The sequence below is a fragment of the Gordonia sp. YY1 genome (genome assembly GCF_009872315.1).
GTDB lineage: Bacteria > Actinomycetota > Actinomycetes > Mycobacteriales > Mycobacteriaceae > Gordonia > Gordonia amicalis.
Window position 1 is genome coordinate 459837 of record NZ_WXYI01000002.1, and the last position, 17542, is coordinate 477378.

Here is a 17542-nt window from a genome sequence, read left to right on the forward strand (position 1 = left end):
CGACCGTAGGTGTGTCGCGCCTGGCAGCGGCGGAGGCGCGCCGGTTCACCGCCCCCGGAAATGGGGACGTGGGGTGAAGTCCCTGCCCTGATCCGTGCGGAACGTCGACATGGCAGAGTAAGCGGTGATGTCGAACGTAACTGGTACTCGGGTCCATCGGTCGCACCTGCCGCTCGTCGCCGCGGCCACGGGTGGGACTCCGTCACGCCGTCCGGTGTGGTTCATGCGGCAGGCGGGCCGTTCCCTGCCCGAGTACCGCGCGATCCGCGCGAACCACGGGATGCTCGAATCGTGCTTCGACGCCGAGTTGGTGTGCGAGATCACGATGCAGCCCGTCCGCCGTCACGATGTTGACGCCGCGATCCTGTTCTCCGACATCGTCGTGCCGCTCAAGGCCGCGGGGATCGACCTCGACATCGTGGCCGGGACCGGCCCGGTGATCGCCGAGCCCGTGCGGTCGGCGGAGGCCGTCTCGCGCATCCCGCGTCTGGAGCCCGCCTCGGTCGGGGCGATCTCCCACGCCATCGAGCTGTTGCTCGCCCAGCTCGGCGACACCGCGCTGATCGGCTTTGCCGGTGCGCCGTTCACCCTCGCCTCCTACCTCATCGAGGGTGGGCCGAGCCGCAATTACGAGCGCACCAAGGCGATGATGCACGGCGATCCGGAGACCTGGGCCGAGCTGATGGCGCGCCTGGCCGACATCACCATCGCCTTCCTGCAGGTCCAGCTCGAGGCCGGCGTCGACGCCATCCAGCTCTTCGACTCCTGGGCGGGCATGCTGTCGGCCGCCGACTATCAGCGTTTCGTGGCGCCGCACAGTGCCCGTGTCCTCGCGGAGGTCGCCGGGTACGGGGTCCCGCGCATCCACTTCGGCGTCGGGACCGGCGAGTTGCTGGCGCCGATGGCCCACGTCGGGGCCGATGTCATCGGTGTCGACTGGCGGGTGCCGCTCGACGAGGCCGTACGGCGAGTGGGACCGGGCAAGGCGGTCCAGGGCAACCTCGACCCGACGCTGCTCTTCGCGGGACCGGAGGTCGTGGACAGCGAGGTCCGCCGCGTGGTCGCCGACGGTGACCGGGCGATCGCGGCCGGCGCCGTCGGCCACATCTTCAATCTCGGCCACGGGGTGCTTCCGGGTACCGATCCGGATGTTCTCACCCGCACGGTCGAACTGGTCCACAGCCTCTGATGAGTGCCGGGCCCCGGATCGCGGTCGTCGGCGGAGGTGTCTCCGGCCTGACGGCGGCGTACCGACTGCGGCGCGAACTCGGCGCCGACGCACGTATCGACGTTCTGGAAGCGGGTGAGCGGCTCGGCGGCGTCCTGCACACCACGACGGTCGGCGGACAGGCCGTCGACGTCGGGGCCGAGGCGTTCATCGTGCGGCGGCCGGAAGCTCTTGGCCTGGTCGACGAACTCGGGCTGGGGGATCGGGTCGTGTCACCGACCGGGCGCCGACCGGCCGTCTGGTCCGGCGGTCGCCTTCACCCGCTGCCGACGCCGGCGCTGATGGGTATCCCCGCGACGCCCGACGCGGTTGCCGGCCTCGCCGATCCGGCCGACGTCGAACTCATCCGGACCGAACCCGATCGTCCCTGGCACTGGGACCCGTCCGCGGACCCGACGGTCGGGGACCTCGTGACCGAACGTTTCGGCCCATCGGTGGTCGCCCGCAGCGTCGATCCCATGCTCGGCGGAGTCTATTCGAGCCTCGCCGGCGACATCGGTCTCCGTGAGGCGCTGCCCGCCCTCGCCGCGCGCCTCGACGCCGGTGTGGCGAATCTCACCGACGCCGTCGCCGGTCTCGTCGCCGACGCCACCGGCTCGGGTCCCGTCTTCGGCACCCTCGTGGGTGGTTACCGGGTCCTCCTCGACGCCCTGCAACAGGCTGCGGCGGTGCGGCCCGAGCTCTGCGCACACGTCCGTGAGCTCGAGCCGACCGCCACCGGCTGGACGCTGCACGTCGGCGGTCCTGCACGCGACGACGTCCGCGACTACGACGGTGTGATCCTCGCGATCCCCGCCTGGATGGCCGGCCACCTCCTGCGTCGTTCGCTGCCCGACTTCGCCGCTCCGCTGCGGGCGGTGCAGGGTGCGTCGTCGGTGGTGGTCTCGATCGCGCTCGCCCCCGGCACCCCGCTTCCCGATCACTCCGGGGTCCTGGTCGGTACCGGAGAAAGTCTGCGCGCCAAGGCCTTCACCCTCAGTTCGCAGAAGTGGGCGCATCTGTCACACGACGACGCGCCCGTCTCGGTGCGGGCGTCGTTCGGCCGGTTCGGTGCCCCGGTACCGAGCGTCGACGACGAACCCGGCGTCCACGACCGAATGCGGACCGAGGCACTCGAGGACCTCGACGAGGTGTGCCGGGCGGCCGGCGTGGCACCCGCCTCGCCGCACGTCGTCGACACGTACGTGCAGCGCTGGACCGACGGTCTGCCCGTGTACGGACCGGGACACCTGGTCGCCATGGCGCGGCTCGCCGCGGCCCGCCCTCGCCGTCTCGTGCTCGCCGGCTCGTCGTATGCGGGCGTCGGCGTCCCGGCCTGCATCGGACAGGCCGGACGCGCGGTGGCGGCGCTGCTCACCGACCTGACCTGACTGTTCGTCCGGGCGGACACGGTGGCACCATGTGAGATATGGCCCGCTTGGATTACTCAGAACTCAACTCGACGATCCGCTACCTCATGTTCTCGGTGTTCGCTGTCCGCCCCGGCGAGCTCGGCACCGACCGTGACCAGGCGAAATCGGATGCCGCAGACTTCTTCAAGTCTCTCGAGGACACCGGTGTCGTGGTCCGCGGTGTGTACGACGTGTCGGGTCTCCGCGCCGACGCCGACTTCATGATCTGGTGGCATGCCGCCGACGTCGAGTCCATCCAGGCGGCCTACGCGAAGTTCCGTCGCGAGACGGTTCTGGGACGCGCCTGCAACCCGGTGTGGAGCAACGTCGCCCTGCACCGTCCCGCCGAGTTCAACAAGAGCCACATCCCGGCCTTCCTCGCCGGTGAGGAAGCGGGCAACTACATCTGCGTGTACCCGTTCGTGCGGTCCTACGAGTGGTACCTGCTTCCCGACGAGGAGCGTCGCAAGATGCTCGCCGACCACGGCAAGGCCGCCCGCGAGTACAAGGACGTGCGCGCCAACACGGTGTCGTCGTTCGCGCTCGGCGACTACGAATGGCTGCTCGCGTTCGAGGCACCCGAACTGCACCGGATCGTCGACCTCATGCGCGACCTGCGCGCCACCGAGGCGCGGATGCACGTCCGCGAGGAGACGCCGTTCTTCACCGGGCCCCGCGTCGAGGTCTCGGCGCTCATCGACGCCCTGCCCTGAACCCGGGATTCGGTGGCGGCAATGCGTGCTCTGTGCGCATTGCCGCCACCGCTTTCGGTGTCATCATCGGGATGATGACGCTGGTTGCATGCGGTGGCGGAACCGGCTCGACTACTGATCGCTCCCATGACGTCGCGCGTACCGGCACCAGTCCTTGCGTCGACGCCGAACTTCACGCGAATCTGTCCGTCGATGAGTACAAGGTCGCGAGAATCGACTACCGCCGGGCGGAACCCGCGTACTCGTCGGCCACCCCAGAGCAGCAGGCCGAAGCCGAGTTCGCGCTTCATCGCCCGTTCGTCGAGGCGACCCCGCCAGGGGCGCAGGCACGGTATGCGCGTCAGGTCTGCACGGACCTCGAGTGGCTCGGCATCTTGCGGTCGCCGCAACTGAAGACCGCCGCAACAGGTTTCGGCTACTACGACTGCGCGTCGGCGAGCCACCCGAATGAGGCCGCCGGCGACGGCAACGCGAAGGAGCTTCGCGACGCTTATCGCCGGATCCACATCGCGGCCAGGACCACGCTGTGCCCTCAGGCGGAGGGCACCAGCTGAGGGTGCCGTGCTACTCGGCCGGCTCGAGCTTCAGGCTGATCGAGTTGATGCAGTAGCGCAGATCGGTGGGGGTGTCGTAGCCCTCACCGGCGAACACATGGCCCAGGTGACTCCTGCAGTTCGCGCAGAGCACCTCGACTCGCGTCATGCCGAGCGAGTTGTCCTCGACCTCGATGATCTTGTCGCCGGCGAGGGGGGAGAAGAACGACGGCCAGCCGCAGTGGGATTCGAACTTCTGCTCGCTGCGGAACAGCTCCGCATCGCACGCCCGGCAGCGGTAGACGCCGACCGTCTTGGTGTCGGTGTACTCGCCGGTGAAGGGTGCTTCGGTGCCGGCCTGGCGCAGAACCCGGTACTCGGCCGGGGTGAGGCGCTGCTTCCACTCCTCGTCGGTGAGGTTCGCCGGGTTCGTGGCGGGTGCGGTGCTCTCGGGCGTGCTGTCGGTCATGTCGTCCACGGTAGCGCGGGACGCGACAGCGTCGCGCTCAACGCTGTGCTAGACGGACTTCGACAACGACAGCTCGTCGTCGGACTTCGTCGCCGGCGCCGGGGGAGTGTCGGACTCCGACCGCATCACGGCATCCTCACCGGCGACGCCGTCGGAGCGCATGTCGAGGTAGCGGAACAGCAGCGAGCAGAACACCGCGATCATCAGCAAGGACCAGCCCCAGGTCACCTTGTTGTACTCGACCATCCAGCCGAAGGCCGTCCACCGCTGCGAGTAGAAGCTGTCGAAGGTCATGCAGCCGTACACGCCGAGCCAGGCCGGCCAGTTGCGCATCGCCGATCCGGGCAGCAGCACCGTCATGAGCAGCGGGAACAGCAGCATCGAGTAGTAGCCCTGGCCCAGCGAGCCGACGAGGAAAGTGGTGCCCAGCAGCACACCCGACGACGTCGCGAGCCACAGCAGTTCGTTGGTCTTGCGGTAGTAGCGGTACAGGAACCACAGCGAGAACGCGGCCATCAGCACGAACGCGACACGCAGCAGCAGCACCAGCCACGGTGCGACCCCGAAGTAGGCGCCGTTGCCGGCGATCGAGCTGTTGTAGTAGTCGCGGGCCTCGCCGAGGTAGGGGACGGTCCGGCTGATGAAGGCGTCGGCATCCACCGACAGCGGCCACGCGATCACCGTCAACACGAGGGGGACCGCGATGGCGAAGGCGAACACCCGCCACTGCCGGTTGAGCAGCGGCAGCAGCAGCAGCGGCGCCAGCACGGGTTTCACGGCCAGCGTCAGACCCATCGGGATGCCCGCCCACCAGTCGTGCCGTGAGCGCATCAGCATCAGGAAGGCGATCATGCCCAGCAGGACGAACGAGTTGAAGTTCGTGAAGATCAGTGTGTGCGAGACGGTTTCGGTGAAGAAGAAGACGAACAGGACCGTCGGCATCACCCATGAGTCCAGGGCATAGCCGAACATCCGGGTCAGCAGGTAGGCGCAGATCAGCAGGGCCACGACGCTGACCGCGATGAACGCCCAGCGTGCGCGTTCGTAGTCGATGACCGCGACCGGCGCCATCAGCAGGGTGCCCGACGGCGGGTACAGGTAGTGCGGGTCGACCGTGGCGTAGTTCTCGCCGTAGACCGGCAGGTTGTTGAGGAAGTTGTAGGCCGCGGCGTACACCGGCTTGAAATCGTCGGTGCGGTCGCCGTTGACGCCGAGGAACACCGACCGGTGCACGACCATGAGCAGGCTGATCGGCCACAGGATCATCGGGATGATCCGCTGCGCGCTCATCTGGGGATACAGATACCTGTCGAGATTGGCCACCCGCGCACCGTACTACGGTCGGCCTCGGACACTCCGCAGAACCCTCCGGGCTGCACCGGGTCGGACCCGGTCAGGTGGGGCAACCGCGCTGGGTCGGCCCCCCGAGAGGCGTCTTGGTCACGTACTCGGCCGCGACCTGGGCCGCGCAGGCGCTGCGACCCAGCACCGAGAAGCCCAGTCCGTCCCAGCTGACGGTGACCGGCTCGGCCCCGGCGTTCATGAACAGCGGGACGAGTGTGCTCGCGCCGTTGCCCCCGTTCACCGGGTCCCGGGTGCCGTTGAGGATCAGCGGGTCGGCGGGCAGCGATGACGGCGGGCGCACCGCGGTGCCCGACGCCCAGCCGTTGCAGCGCACCAGCGACAGCGCGCTGTCGGAGCCGGTCAGCGGACTCTGCTTCGTCCAGGCCTCGACGAGACCGGGGATCTCGTTCTGCCCCACCGGGCCGGTGACGTCGTTGCACCGGGACACCAGGGCGCCGTCACTCATCCGCAGGGTCGCGGCCCGATCTGCGAGCCGGACCAGCGCGGTCGTGTCGCCTCGGTCGGCGGCGGTGATGGCGCGGGACAGGTCGAGCAACGCGTCGGGACGGTCCGCCGCGAGGGCGAGCGTGGTGGTGATGGCGTTCAGTGCGGTGGTGTCCGACAATCCGTCGAGGCGTCCGGCACGCGCCTTGGCGAGCAGCCCGGTCATCACCCCGACACCGTTCGTGCCGAGCGTGCAGCCGTCCAGTGCGGAGCATCGCTGGGCGAAACCCTGCAGCGCCGTCTGCACACCCTGGGCGCGCAGGTTGGCCCTGTCCCGAGCGTTGGCCCCGAAGGGGGCGGGGGTGTCGAGGATGATGCGTCCCGCTCGGCCCCCGTACAGGGAGGCGTAGGACAGCACGACGTCGGAGCCCTCGCCGACGCCGATGAGGCCCAGGTGTTCGACGCCCCACCGCTGCCGAAGTGTTTCGAGGTCCGCGGCGGCGAACTGTGCGCCGAAATTGAGTTGGTAGGGCGTCAGGGTCTCCGTGCACCCGTCCGAGGCCGACGAGGCGGCCGAGGCGAGGCGGGAGATGCGCGCCTGGGTGGTGGTCCCACGCGTGGTGAGGCCGTTGTCGGCGATCGTGCTCCGCTCGAGCCGGGTCATGCAGTCCAGGTCCCCACTCTGGGGGATGCCGCGATGATCGACGGCCACCACCGGGTGGGCGTCCAGGAACGCCCGGCCCGGACCGGTGGACATCACCATCAGGGTTCGCGACGACGGGAGATCCGATCCCGAGGTGAGCACGAGCGGCGGGGCGCCGGCCGGCGTCGCCGCGGTACGGGCCCGGGTCGCCGCGATCCTCACGACCTCGCCGTCGGGCTTGTTCCGGTCGACCGGGGAGTCGAACTCCGCACATTCGATGGTCACCCCGGCCGGGCGGGCGATGCCGTAGCGTCCGCTGGTGCCGGCGGCGCAGTCGGTCCACTCGAGATCGGTCTTCGGTACGGCCAGCGCCGGCGCCGGGGGTGGAGCCGACGACGATGCGGTCGGGCCCTCACCGCCGCCGCCACCGGGGATGAGTTCCGGACCGCGGTCGGGGCCCACCGCGCACGACGACACGACGATCGCGACGATCACACCCAGGACAGCCGTGACGGCGTGCGCTCTTCGCATGACCGCGAGCGTAGTCAACGACTCCCGACGACGACCGTGCAGTGATCGGTTCAATGGATGGACGACCGGCCGTGGCGCAACCAGCGCGTGAAGACGTAGCCGTCGTCGTCGGTGATGATCGCGGCCGGCGTCATCGCCTTGAGCGCCGCCGTGTCCTCGTCTCCGTCGCCGGCGCGGACCGCGATCCGGCCGGCACGTCCGCCGGCCAGGTAGGGGCTGGTCGTCAGGCACAGTTCGTCGAGCAGGTCGTCGGCGATGATCGAGCCGAGCAGGCTCGGCCCGCCCTCGCACAGCACCCGCGGCCGGCCACGGTCCCCGCAGGTCGCGATCAGCGTCGACGTCTCGACATCGTCCTCGCCGCAGTCGACGAGGGTGGCGCCGGCGTCGACGAGCGCGGCGCGACGATCCGCCGGAGCCGACGCGCAGGTGAGCACCACGGTGTCGGGGTGGCTCAGCGGTGGGTAGTCGGGCGGCACCGAGAGCGAGCGCGACACCAGGGCGAGCGCGGGGGCGGGTTCCTGTCCGTTCTCCTCCCGGAGCTCGGCGAACGCATCGTCGGGTTTCGGCTGGCGATAACCCTCGGTGATCGCGGTTCCGGCACCCACGAGGACCACGTCGGCGAGTCCGCGCAGCACGCGGAAGACGGTCTTGTCGCCGTCGCCGCCGAGGCCGCCGGACTTCCCGTCGTGCGTTGCCGCGCCGTCGATCGAGGACACCATGTTGGCCCGGACGAACGGTGCCGCGGCGCCGGGACCCGCCGCCGGACGTGGGGGGTACCGATAGTGTTCGGCCAGCGCGAGGAGGGGCTCGGGCCCCTCCCGGTCGGCATCTGCGGATGTGACCTGGGTCGCTTTCTGCAGGTGGAACATGCATCCATCATTCCGTGGATCGCTACTCTCCACACATGGCGGCCCGACTTTGCGATCGCAACCCTGCGACCTCGCCGGATGCACTCATCGACGAGATGGTGCCTCCGTCGACCTTCGACGACGTGAGTTTCGACTCCTACATCCCCGATCCGAAGGAGCCGTCGCAGGCCCAGGCGGTGGCCAAGGCCCGCGACTTCGTCGCCCGCGCGTCGAAGGCGCGCTCGGGCAAGAAGGGCCTGTTCTCGCGCAAGGCGCCCTCGCAGGGGATCGGGCTGTACCTCGACGGTGGGTTCGGCGTCGGCAAGACCCACCTGCTCGCCTCGATCTACCACTCGATGCCGGAGCCGAAGTCGTTCGCGACGTTCGTCGAGGTGACCCACGTGGTCGGCGCGCTGGGGTTCGTGAACGCCGTCGAGCGGCTCTCGCAGCACACGGTGCTGTGCATCGACGAGTTCGAACTCGACGATCCCGGCGACACGATGCTGGTGTCCCGGCTGCTCACCGAGCTCACCGCGAAGGGCGTGTCGGTCGTCGCCACCTCGAACACCCTGCCCGGCCAGCTCGGCGAGGGCCGCTTCGCGGCGCAGGACTTCCTGCGCGAGATCCGCAAGCTGTCCGCCGTGTTCGAGACCATCCGCGTCGACGGCCCCGACTATCGCCACCGCGACCTCCCGCCCGCTCCGGACCCGCGCACCGAGGGTGAGCTGGTCGACATCGCCGAATCCACCGAGGGTGCGACCCTCGACGACTTCGACGCCCTGTGCGATCACCTGAGCACGCTCCACCCGTCGAAGTACAAGGATCTCGTCGACGGCATCTCGCTGGTGTGCATCACCGGTGTGCACCCCGCCAAGGATCAGTCGGTCGCCCTGCGGCTGGTGGTGCTCGCCGACCGCCTCTACGACGCGCACATCCCGGTGACGGTGTCCGGCGCCAAGCTGGACGAGATCTTCACCGACGAGATGCTCGCCGGCGGTTACCGCAAGAAGTACCTGCGCGCGACCTCTCGTCTGCTGGCGCTGTCGCGCTTCGCCGAATCGGCCGTCTGACAGGCACTTACGGCCTTCTCCGAAAAGCGCCCCTGGAAACCGCCCGGTGGAGTGAGTCGACTGACATAGTGTCGTCGGACCAGCTGTGCTGGGTCGATTTCAGGGGCGCATCACGGGGGCAGATTTCAGCGCCGGCGATTAGCCGCTACAGCTTCTGGGTGAACACGTAGTCGTGTTCGACGCTGCCGCCGAGGTCGAAGGTCCGCACCCCGGCACGGCTGAAACCCGTCTTGGTGTAGAACTTCTGGGCCCGTTCGTTGAGCTGGTTCACACCGAGCCAGACCACTGCGCTACCGCGATCGCGGGCGCGGTCGAGTGCTGCGTTCATCAGCCCACGTGACGGGCTGAGGCCGGGACGCGAATGGTGGTCGGGGAGTACGTACATCTTCGACACCTCGGTCGCCGGCCGATCGGGAACGACCGCCGCGACAACGGGATCCGACGGATCGCCGTGCAGCACCAGCGCGTAGCCCAGGATCGCTCCGTCCTCTCCGTCCCGGGCGACGAGCACGTCGGCGTCCGGGTCGGTGATGTAGCCGCGGAAGTTCTTCTCGCCGAGGTTGGTCGCGATGAACTCGGCGATGTCCTCGGCGGCGGCGTGTGGCGGGCAGGCCAGCGGGAAGGTCGCACCGGCCACCTCGGCGACCGCCGCCGCCCGGTCGGGATCGGTGACGAGTTCGACGGTCACCGCGGGGGACGTCATGGCCGGGAGTCGGCCGATGCCAGGGGGCGTGCCGGGTCGGCGGTCCAGGCGTTCATCGATCCGTCGTACACCGCGACGTCGTTCCGGCCGAGTGCCCGCAAAGCGAAAGCCGCTGCGGTGGCGGCGATCCCGCCGCCGCAGTAAGTGACCGGACGCACCGTGGGGTCGAGGGCGCCGACCTTGGTGAACAGCCCGCGCAGCTCGTCGAGCGGCCTGAGGGCGCCGGATTCGTCGACGAGTTCGCCGAACGGGACATTGACGCTGCTCGGGATGTGACCGCCGGAGAACGATTCCCGGTCGAGCGCGTTGACCAACAGAACCGACGAATCCGCGGTGGCCGCGGCGACCTCGTCGGTCGACGCGATGCGTTCCGGCCGGCGTCGTGCGGTGAAAGTTGCTGCCGGATGGGTTGATTCGCCTGTTTCGGTGGGGAGTCCGGCCTTCGCCCAGGCGTCGAATCCGCCGTCGAGGACCACGACGTCGTCGAATCCTTCGAGACCGAACTGCCACCACAGTCGGGTCGCCCAGATGCCGTTGACGGTGTCGTAGACGACGACCGTCGAGTCGTCACCGATGCCGGCCTCGCCGACGGCCGCGGCGAACTTCTCCGACGACGCCGCCGCGAACGGGGCCTCGCCGTCCGGATCGGACAGCCCGGTGATCTGGTCGACGAACACCGCACCGGGCAGGTGTCCCTGCAGGTAGGAGTCGCGGCCGGAGGCGACGTGCGCGCCGTCGGCGTCGAAGCTGAGATGAACCGTCGCGTCGACGATGCGCAGACGTCCCTCGCCGAGACGGGCATGCAGTTCATCCGGGGTGATCAGCGGTACGGAGGTCATGGCTGACACCGTAGTCCGGCCACTCCGCGGCGCGCCGTCAGGGATCGAGCGGCTCGCCCGGGATGGTTTCGGCGCTGATCGGTTCCGCATGGAAGTCGGCGAGATCGACGTGGCGGGTCCTCGCCCAGTAGTCGACGATCCGCCACGGCAGCACCGCCACGACACGACCCTCGGGGTTGCGGTACCAGTTGGTCATCGCCGGGTGCGTCCACACCATCTGCGCGTGCGCGCGGTCGACGGCGTCGTTGTACTCGTCGGTGACGTCGCGGCGCACCTCGAGTGCGCCGAGTCGGTTCTCGATCATGGCGCGGATGGCGTCGCAGACGTAGCGCACCTGGTACTCGAGGATGCTGATGAAGCTTCCGCCGTGTCCGAGTGCGGTGTTAGGGCCGGTCAGGATGAATAGGTTGGGGAAGTCGGGTGCGGTGATGCCGAGGTAGGCGTACGCGTCGTGATCGCCCCAGGCCTCGACCGTCGTCTTGCCGCTGCGACCGACGATGTCCATCGGGTACAGGTAGCGGTCGCTGTGGAAACCGGTCGCGAACACGATGATGTCGAAGTCGTGCGCCCGGCCGGTGCTGTCGACGAGACCGGTGGCGGTGACGGAGTCCACGCCGTGGCCCACCAGCTCGACGTTCGGCTGCCGCAACATGCGGAACCAGCCGTTGTCCAACAGCATCCGCTTGCCGAAGGGCGGGTAGTCGGGTGTCGACAGCTCGATCAGGTCGTCGCGGTCGCCCAGTTCGGCGCGCATGTAGCGCAGGTAGAACTCGCGGTGACCGTGATTCACGGCGTTGATCGATGCGGTGGGCTCGGGCCATTCGGGATCGACGTGCAGGGTGGAGTGGACCTTGTCGTTGAAGATCCAGGACAGCCGGGCGCGATACCACTCGCGGTAGCCGGGCAGGTTGTTCATCAGCCAGTGCACCCCTTCGCCGACGGGGGCGAAGTAGTCGTCGTTGGGGGCGATCCACTGCGGGGACCGCTGGAAGATCGTCAGCGACCCGACCTTGCCGGCGATGGCCGGACCGATCTGCATCGCCGAGGCGCCGGAGCCGACGATGGCGACGCGTTTGCCGGCCAGGGCGCCGGGCTCGTCGAGTTCCGTGGGCCAGTCGGCGGAGTGGAACATGCGGCCGGCGAAGGAGTCCATGCCGTTCAGCTGGGGGAGCTTGGGGCGATTGAGGATTCCGACGGCACTGATGAGAATCCGCGAGGTGAGGGTGCTCTGACTCCCGTCCCGGTCCCGGACCCGGACGATCCACTGCTGGGCGGCGGAATCATAGGTGGCGGAGAGGACCTCGGTGCCGAACCGGACGCGGTCGCGCACCGCGTGGCGGTCGGCGAAGGCCTGCAGGTAGCCCTGGACCTCGTCGCGTTTGCCGAAGTGGGTCGACCAGTCGTGGTCGAAGGACGAGATCGAGTACAGGTAGCTCGGGGTGTCCACACCGGCGCCGGGGTAGTGGTTCTCGTACCAGGAACCGCCGACATCGTCGTTCTTCTCGAGAACGGTGTGCTCGATGCCGGCCTCCGCGAGCTGGGTGGAGATCAGCATTCCGGCCACGCCCGCGCCGATGACGAGGGCGGTCATCGTCGTGCCGAGGTCCGCGGGCAGCGTCGACAGGTGGCTGCCGCGGAGGTCGCCCCGCACGATCTCACTCATCATGGGGCCGTATTCCGGCGCCACCGGCTCGCCGGCGGTGAAGGACATCAGGGCGGCGACCAGTTCCTCGTCGGCCGGTTCGCGTGCGGGTGAACCCTGCTCGTACCAGTTCTCCAGGGCCTCGACGACGGCGTCGTGGATCTCGGCCTGCACCTCCTCGGGCAGCCCGCCCGTGGAGTTGTCGTCCATGCCGCGACTGCGCGTCGGGCGGTATCGGTCACTCAGCCACCGGCGATCGCCGGTCATCTCCACCAACACGGCCAGCAGTGTCGGGATGTTGCCCGCGGCGACGGCCGAACGGATCTCCGAGGTGGTGGGGCGCGTCTCCGGACGGAGGGAAACTGATGTCATAGATGCAACTAACCACTGTTAGTCCCGTCCCGTCAACACCGGGGATTTCCCATCAATCGGCGCTTGACGCCTCCGATCCGGTATGGAACTGTGTGCTCAGTCATACTAACAACGGTTAGTGATCACGGAGGTTGACATGGAACTCAGCGAGGCAATGCGCACGACGGGCACCTGCCGCTACTTCAGCGACAAGCCGGTCGAGGACGAGGTGTTCTACCAGGCGTTCGACGACGCGCGCTTCGGCCCGCAGGGCGGCAACCGCCAGCCCGTCCGCTGGGTCGTGGTCCGCGACGACGCCACCAAGAAGGCCCTCGCCGACCTCTACCTGCCGTTCTGGGAGCCGTACTACAACTCGATCCTCGAGGGATCGAAGAAGGTCGGCGCCGTCCCCAAGACCATCGAGAGCGCGAACTACTTCGCACACCACCTCGCCGAGGTGCCCGCGCTCGTCGTGGTGTGCGCCGAGATGGAGGGACTGCACCCCACCGATCACGAGCTCGGCCGGCTCAGTGTCGTCGGCGGTGCGTCGATCTACCCGAGTGTGCAGAACCTGACGCTCGCGCTCCGCCAGCAGGGCGTCGCCACCGCACTCACGACCCTGCTGTGTGCGGCCGAGAACGACGTCAAGGAACTGCTCGGCATCCCGGACGACTACATCACCGCCGCGCACATCGCCGTCGGCTACCCGCGAGACGGCTTCCCGCGCAAGCTCACCCGCAGCCCGGTCGAGGACATCGCCTACCTCGACCGCTTCGACAACCGGATGTTCGCGTGAGTGCCCCCGTCATGGCCTCGGACCGCACCTTGACCGAGATCCAGACCTCGCCGCTGGGTCGCGCGACCATCGGTGACCAGCTGCGCAGGCTGTCACGTTCGCAGGGTGGCAAGCCCGCGATCATCGCGTACGACGCCGACGGCGGCCGCACGTCGACCAGCTATCGCGAGCTCAACGGGATGGCCAACCGGGTCGCGCACGTCCTCGCCGACCTCGGTGTCCGACGCGGCGACCGCGTCGCGGTGATGAGCCGCAACCGCGTCGAGTCCGTAGCCACCTACTACGGCACGCTGAAGCTCGGGGCGGCGTACTCCGGGGTCAGCCCGATGTTCCGCGAGAAGGAGATCGCCCAGCAGCTGGGTCATCTGGAGCCCGCGGTGCTCGTCGTCGAGCGCGACCTGGCCTCGCTCGCCGGGCCGATCGCCGACAGCCTCGGGATCTCGGTCCTCGTCGTCGGGGAGTCGGCGTCGAACTCGTGGAACTCCTTCGACGACCTCGTCGGGCGGGCCGAGGACGCCGAGCCCGACGCGGACGTCGACGAACACGATCTGGCCATGATCGTCTACACCAGCGGTACCGAGTCGACGCCGAAGGGCGTGGAGATCGCGCACCGCAACTACCTGATCTCCACGGCCCCGGCGTACACGTGGGGACTGCGCTGCCAGAACGACGACGTCTGGCTGTACGTCATGCCTTTCCACACGATCGCCGGGATCGGCTCGCTCACGTCCCTGACCCTGCTGGGCGCCACGCTCGTGCTGCCGGCCGCGATCGACCCGGCGACCTCCCTGCGGATGATCCGCGACGAGAAGATCTCGGTGCTCGCCCAGACCCCGACCTTCTTCATCGCCCTGGCCAACCACCCCCACTTCGGGCCCGACACCGTCGGCACGGTCCGCCGCTGTCTCACCTACGGCGGCCAGGTGTCGCCGCATGCGGTCGACGCATGGGCCTCCGCCACCCCGGAATCGGTGTGGGGAACGTACTGGGGCCAGTCCGAACTCACCCAGTTGGGGTCGGTCGGGTGGTTCAAGCGGCTCGAGGACGTGCCCGGTGCGGACCCGACCTGGATCGGCCGGCCGGTCGGCCATCTCGAGGTGCGTGTCGTCGACGCCGACGGCAATGATGCCGAGGAGGGCGAACTGCTCTGCCGCACACCGTCGGTCATGCTCGGATACTTCAAGGACCCGGAGAAGACGGCGCAGGTCCTCGAGGGCGGCTGGGTCCACACCGGCGACATCGTGCGCATCGACGACGAGGGCAACATGTTCTTCCGCGACCGGCGCAAGGACATGATCAAGACCGGCGGATACAACGTCGCCTCCCAGGAGGTCGAGCGTGTGCTGCAGGCGCATCCCGACGTGGAACGGGCCGCGGTCGTGGGTCTGCCCGACCCGTACTGGTCCGAGGCGGTCACCGGTTTCGTCGTGCTCCGCGCGGGTGCCTCGGTGTCCGCGGAGGACATTCGCGAGCACTGCCGATCCGAACTGGCATCGTACAAGGTGCCCAAGGCGGTGTATCTCGTCGACGAACTGCCGACCGACGCCCAGGGCAAGTTGCTCAAGCGCGAGTTGAGGAGAGCCTATGGAACCCCTCAGGGCTGACGACGCCACTGCGGTCGCTGCCGAGGTCGTCCCGGGTCGGGTGGCGGAGGAGCGTCCACGCACCCGCCGGGACGAGATCGCGGAGGCCGCGGCGCGCTACTTCGCCGAACACGGGTACGCCAACGCGGGGATGCGTGACATCGCCGAGGCCGTGGGCATGCGAGGTGCGAGTCTCTACAACCACTTCCACTCCAAAGAGGAGATCCTCTACGCGATCGCGCTGCGGATGACCGAGGATCCGCAGGCGGACCTGCTCCTGCTCGACGGTGAGGGCGGACCGGTTCAGCGGCTCACCGGCCTGGTCGAGGCCCACGTCCGGCGCCTCGCGCGCCACCGGGTGGAACACCTTGTGGCGCTGCGGGAACTGTCGGCGCTGACGCCCGAACATCGCCGGATCGTCACCGACTACCGCAAGTACTACCAGCGGCGCATCCGGGACGTGATCGAGGCCGGCGCCCGCATGGGCGTGTTCGAGGTGCGCGACGCCCATCAGTCCGCCATCGCGGTGCTCGACCTGATGAACGGCATCAGCTGGTGGCTGCGCGACGACCACGACGTCGACCAGTTGGTCGACGACTACGTCGATTTCACGATTCGCGGGATCCTCCACCATCAGGCGGATTCGTGAGCGGTCCGCTCGCCGGTGTACGCGTCGTAGAGATGCCGGGACTGGGTCCGACGCCGCACGCGGCGATGATGCTCGCCGACCTCGGCGCCGACGTCATCCGGATTCGACGCCCCGGCCCCGAGGCGCCCGGCCCGGACGGCATCGTCGAGGCGGACGCCGGCCTGTACCGGTCCCGCCGCAGTGTCGAGGCCGACCTCAAGGACCCCGCCGACCTGGCTCGCATCCGCGAGATGATCGTGCGCGCGGACATCCTCGTCGAGGGTTTCCGGCCGGGCGTCATGGAACGGCTCGGACTCGGACCCGAGATCTGCGACGACGCACCGCAACTCGTCTATGCCCGGATGACCGGATGGGGACAGGACGGTGACCGCGCTATGCTCGCCGGTCACGACATCAACTACCTCGCCGTGACGGGTGTGCTCGAGGCGATGGGTCCGGCCGGATCACCGCCCGTGCCGCCACTGTCGCTGGCCGGCGACTTCGGCGGGGGATCGATGCTCCTCGTGGTCGGAGTGCTGGCCGCGCTGCACGACCGGTCGCGCACCGGGCGCGGGCAGGTCGTCGACGCCGCGATGGTCGACGGGGCCGGTCTGCTCGCACAACTGCAGTGGTCGTGGAAGGCGGCCGGCCGCTGGGTGTCCCGGTCGGAGGGCAACCTCCTCGACGGCTCCGCTCCCTTCTACGCGACGTACGAGTGCGCGGACGGCAGGTTCGTCGCCGTCGGGGCACTCGAGGAGAAGTTCTGGCGCAACCTGATCGGCACCCTCGGCCTCGGTGACCTACCCGACCGCTGGGATCGCACACACTGGCCGGTCATCTCCGCCGCGCTCGCCGCCCGGTTCGCCACGCGCAGCCGCGATCAGTGGGCCGATGAGTTCGCCTGTGTCGACGCGTGCCTGACGCCCGTGCTCGACTTCGACGAGGCGGCCGCCGATCCCGTTGCGCGGCAACGGGGCAGCTACGTCACCGTCGACGACGCCGTCCAGCCCGCACCCGCACCACGGTTCTCCCGAACTGTCCTGCCCGCACCGTCAGAGTCCTCGACCGCGGACCTGACGCAGATTCTCGATCATTGGTCGACCGATTCACCTGTGGAGGTGAGTTTCGCCAGCCCGTTCCCCGACGTCGAGATCCCCGAGGTCAGCGTCCACGAGTTCCTGTTCGGCTCCATCGCCGACGACGAGCTCGAGCGCACCGCGCTGGTGGACCCGAAATCCGGTGCGGTGACGTCGTATGGGGAACTCATCACCCAGATCGACGCGGTTGCCGGCTGGCTGGCGTCGCGGGGGATCGGTGTCGGCGACGTGGTGGGCATCCTGTCGCCGAACATTCCGGCGTTTGCGACGGTGTTCCACGGCATCCTGCGTGCCGGAGCGACCGCGACGACGATCAACGCGCTTTTCACCGCGCCCGAGATCGCCAAGCAACTCCGGGATTCCGGCGCCGCGATGCTGGTCACGATCTCGCCGATGGCAGCGCAGGCCAAGGCCGCCGTCGCCGAGGTCGGGTTGGACGACACGAGCCTCGTCGTCCTCGACGGAGACGGACAGGAGATCTCGGGACATCCGAACGCCGCCCACGTGCTCGGCGCCGGACTACCCGCGCCCCAGGTGACCTTCGATCCGGCCACCCACGTGGCGGTCCTGCCCTACAGTTCCGGGACCACCGGCAATCCGACGGGTGTCGCACTCTCGCACCGGAATCTGGTGGCCAATGTCGCCCAGTTGAAGCCGTTGCAGGGGATGACCGCCGACGATGTGGTGAT

The 17542-nt window shown here is 68.8% G+C and carries 16 protein-coding genes and 1 pseudogene; 10 read left to right on the forward strand and 7 right to left on the reverse strand.

The genetic code is table 11. From position 1 onward, the window contains the following. Positions 1-127 precede the first annotated feature (127 nt). From hemE to BPODLACK_RS05330, 4 genes are read left to right on the forward strand one after another with little or no spacing between them, the layout of a single operon-like run. Entirely contained in the window at positions 128-1189 is a 1062-nt protein-coding gene (hemE, locus tag BPODLACK_RS05315) for a uroporphyrinogen decarboxylase (RefSeq protein ID WP_096273863.1), read from the forward strand. Then, positions 1189-2598, forward strand: a complete 1410-nt coding sequence (locus BPODLACK_RS05320; RefSeq protein WP_159404846.1) for an FAD-dependent oxidoreductase — start codon at positions 1189-1191, stop codon at positions 2596-2598. The genes hemE and BPODLACK_RS05320 overlap by 1 nt, the downstream gene beginning before the upstream one ends. Positions 2599-2636: 38 nt before the next feature. Further along, on the forward strand, positions 2637-3332 hold the full coding sequence (hemQ, locus tag BPODLACK_RS05325; RefSeq protein ID WP_159404847.1) for a hydrogen peroxide-dependent heme synthase: 696 nt from the start codon (positions 2637-2639) through the stop codon (positions 3330-3332). Between the two features lie 32 nt (positions 3333-3364). After that, positions 3365-3886 carry a hypothetical protein gene (locus BPODLACK_RS05330; RefSeq protein ID WP_024498533.1) on the forward strand — a complete coding sequence of 174 codons (522 nt, stop codon included), beginning with the start codon at positions 3365-3367 and terminating at the stop codon, positions 3884-3886. Between the two features lie 10 nt (positions 3887-3896). Here the strand turns inward: BPODLACK_RS05330 and msrB are convergent, their stop codons facing one another. The 4 genes from msrB to BPODLACK_RS05350 all read right to left on the reverse strand — a co-directional run bounded on the left by msrB (position 3897) and on the right by BPODLACK_RS05350 (position 8165). After that, on the reverse strand, positions 3897-4334 hold the full coding sequence (gene msrB / locus BPODLACK_RS05335; protein WP_024498534.1) for a peptide-methionine (R)-S-oxide reductase MsrB: 438 nt from the start codon (positions 4332-4334) through the stop codon (positions 3897-3899). 48 nt (positions 4335-4382) lie between these two features. Beyond that, positions 4383-5657: a glycosyltransferase family 87 protein gene (locus BPODLACK_RS05340; protein ID WP_159404848.1), complete on the reverse strand. Its 1275-nt coding sequence runs from the start codon at positions 5655-5657 to the stop codon at positions 4383-4385. Between the two features lie 70 nt (positions 5658-5727). Continuing rightward, positions 5728-7296, reverse strand: a complete 1569-nt coding sequence (locus tag BPODLACK_RS05345) for an alpha/beta hydrolase (RefSeq protein ID WP_236577607.1) — start codon at positions 7294-7296, stop codon at positions 5728-5730. A 50-nt stretch (positions 7297-7346) separates the two neighbouring features. Then, on the reverse strand, positions 7347-8165 hold the full coding sequence (locus BPODLACK_RS05350) for a dihydrofolate reductase family protein (protein ID WP_024498537.1): 819 nt from the start codon (positions 8163-8165) through the stop codon (positions 7347-7349). Positions 8166-8200: 35 nt separating this feature from the next. Here BPODLACK_RS05350 and zapE point away from each other — a divergent pair, with 35 nt between their 5' ends. Beyond that, positions 8201-9214 (forward strand): cell division protein ZapE, encoded by a 1014-nt coding sequence (gene zapE / locus BPODLACK_RS05355; protein ID WP_024498538.1) that lies wholly within the window; start codon positions 8201-8203, stop codon positions 9212-9214. Positions 9215-9359: 145 nt separating this feature from the next. On the opposite strand, the gene BPODLACK_RS05360 is transcribed toward zapE, so the two are convergent. Genes BPODLACK_RS05360 through BPODLACK_RS05370 form a run of 3 tightly spaced genes read right to left on the reverse strand, consistent with a single transcriptional unit; the run spans position 9360 to position 12770 of the window. Then, a complete protein-coding gene (locus BPODLACK_RS05360; RefSeq protein ID WP_024498539.1) occupies positions 9360-9917 on the reverse strand; it encodes a GNAT family N-acetyltransferase in 558 nt (185 codons plus the stop codon). Beyond that, on the reverse strand, positions 9914-10756 hold the full coding sequence (locus BPODLACK_RS05365; RefSeq protein WP_159404849.1) for a sulfurtransferase: 843 nt from the start codon (positions 10754-10756) through the stop codon (positions 9914-9916). The genes BPODLACK_RS05360 and BPODLACK_RS05365 overlap by 4 nt, the downstream gene beginning before the upstream one ends. A gap of 37 nt (positions 10757-10793) precedes the next feature. Then, entirely contained in the window at positions 10794-12770 is a 1977-nt protein-coding gene (locus tag BPODLACK_RS05370) for a flavin-containing monooxygenase (RefSeq protein WP_159404850.1), read from the reverse strand. Between the two features lie 136 nt (positions 12771-12906). On the opposite strand from BPODLACK_RS05370, the gene BPODLACK_RS05375 reads away from it, so the two are divergent. The 5 genes and pseudogenes from BPODLACK_RS05375 to BPODLACK_RS23445 all read left to right on the forward strand — a co-directional run. Beyond that, positions 12907-13545, forward strand: coding sequence for a nitroreductase family protein (locus BPODLACK_RS05375; protein ID WP_006436524.1), 639 nt, complete (start codon positions 12907-12909; stop codon positions 13543-13545). Positions 13546-13556: 11 nt separating this feature from the next. Continuing rightward, positions 13557-15149: a class I adenylate-forming enzyme family protein gene (locus BPODLACK_RS05380; RefSeq protein WP_201450597.1), complete on the forward strand. Its 1593-nt coding sequence runs from the start codon at positions 13557-13559 to the stop codon at positions 15147-15149. Next, on the forward strand, positions 15130-15777 hold the full coding sequence (locus BPODLACK_RS05385; RefSeq protein ID WP_159404852.1) for a TetR/AcrR family transcriptional regulator: 648 nt from the start codon (positions 15130-15132) through the stop codon (positions 15775-15777). The genes BPODLACK_RS05380 and BPODLACK_RS05385 overlap by 20 nt, the downstream gene beginning before the upstream one ends. Further along, positions 15774-16856, forward strand: a pseudogene (locus BPODLACK_RS23440) (CaiB/BaiF CoA transferase family protein); the annotation flags it as partial. The gene BPODLACK_RS05385 and the pseudogene BPODLACK_RS23440, both read left to right, overlap by 4 nt. Positions 16857-17000: 144 nt before the next feature. Next, the coding region (locus tag BPODLACK_RS23445) for an AMP-binding protein (RefSeq protein WP_236577609.1) at positions 17001-17542 on the forward strand (542 nt) is incomplete at its 3' end.

Coding starts and splice junctions, on each gene's coding strand:
- hemE (WP_096273863.1), top strand. CDS start 128: ATGTCGAACGTAACTGGTACTCGGGTCCATCGGTCGCACCTGCCGCTC.
- BPODLACK_RS05320 (WP_159404846.1), top strand. CDS start 1,189: ATGAGTGCCGGGCCCCGGATCGCGGTCGTCGGCGGAGGTGTCTCCGGC.
- hemQ (WP_159404847.1), top strand. CDS start 2,637: ATGGCCCGCTTGGATTACTCAGAACTCAACTCGACGATCCGCTACCTC.
- msrB (WP_024498534.1), bottom strand. CDS start 4,334: ATGACCGACAGCACGCCCGAGAGCACCGCACCCGCCACGAACCCGGCG.
- BPODLACK_RS05345 (WP_236577607.1), bottom strand. CDS start 7,296: ATGCGAAGAGCGCACGCCGTCACGGCTGTCCTGGGTGTGATCGTCGCG.
- BPODLACK_RS05350 (WP_024498537.1), bottom strand. CDS start 8,165: ATGTTCCACCTGCAGAAAGCGACCCAGGTCACATCCGCAGATGCCGAC.
- zapE (WP_024498538.1), top strand. CDS start 8,201: ATGGCGGCCCGACTTTGCGATCGCAACCCTGCGACCTCGCCGGATGCA.
- BPODLACK_RS05360 (WP_024498539.1), bottom strand. CDS start 9,917: ATGACGTCCCCCGCGGTGACCGTCGAACTCGTCACCGATCCCGACCGG.
- BPODLACK_RS05365 (WP_159404849.1), bottom strand. CDS start 10,756: ATGACCTCCGTACCGCTGATCACCCCGGATGAACTGCATGCCCGTCTC.
- BPODLACK_RS05370 (WP_159404850.1), bottom strand. CDS start 12,770: ATGACATCAGTTTCCCTCCGTCCGGAGACGCGCCCCACCACCTCGGAG.
- BPODLACK_RS05375 (WP_006436524.1), top strand. CDS start 12,907: ATGGAACTCAGCGAGGCAATGCGCACGACGGGCACCTGCCGCTACTTC.
- BPODLACK_RS05380 (WP_201450597.1), top strand. CDS start 13,557: ATGGCCTCGGACCGCACCTTGACCGAGATCCAGACCTCGCCGCTGGGT.
- BPODLACK_RS05385 (WP_159404852.1), top strand. CDS start 15,130: ATGGAACCCCTCAGGGCTGACGACGCCACTGCGGTCGCTGCCGAGGTC.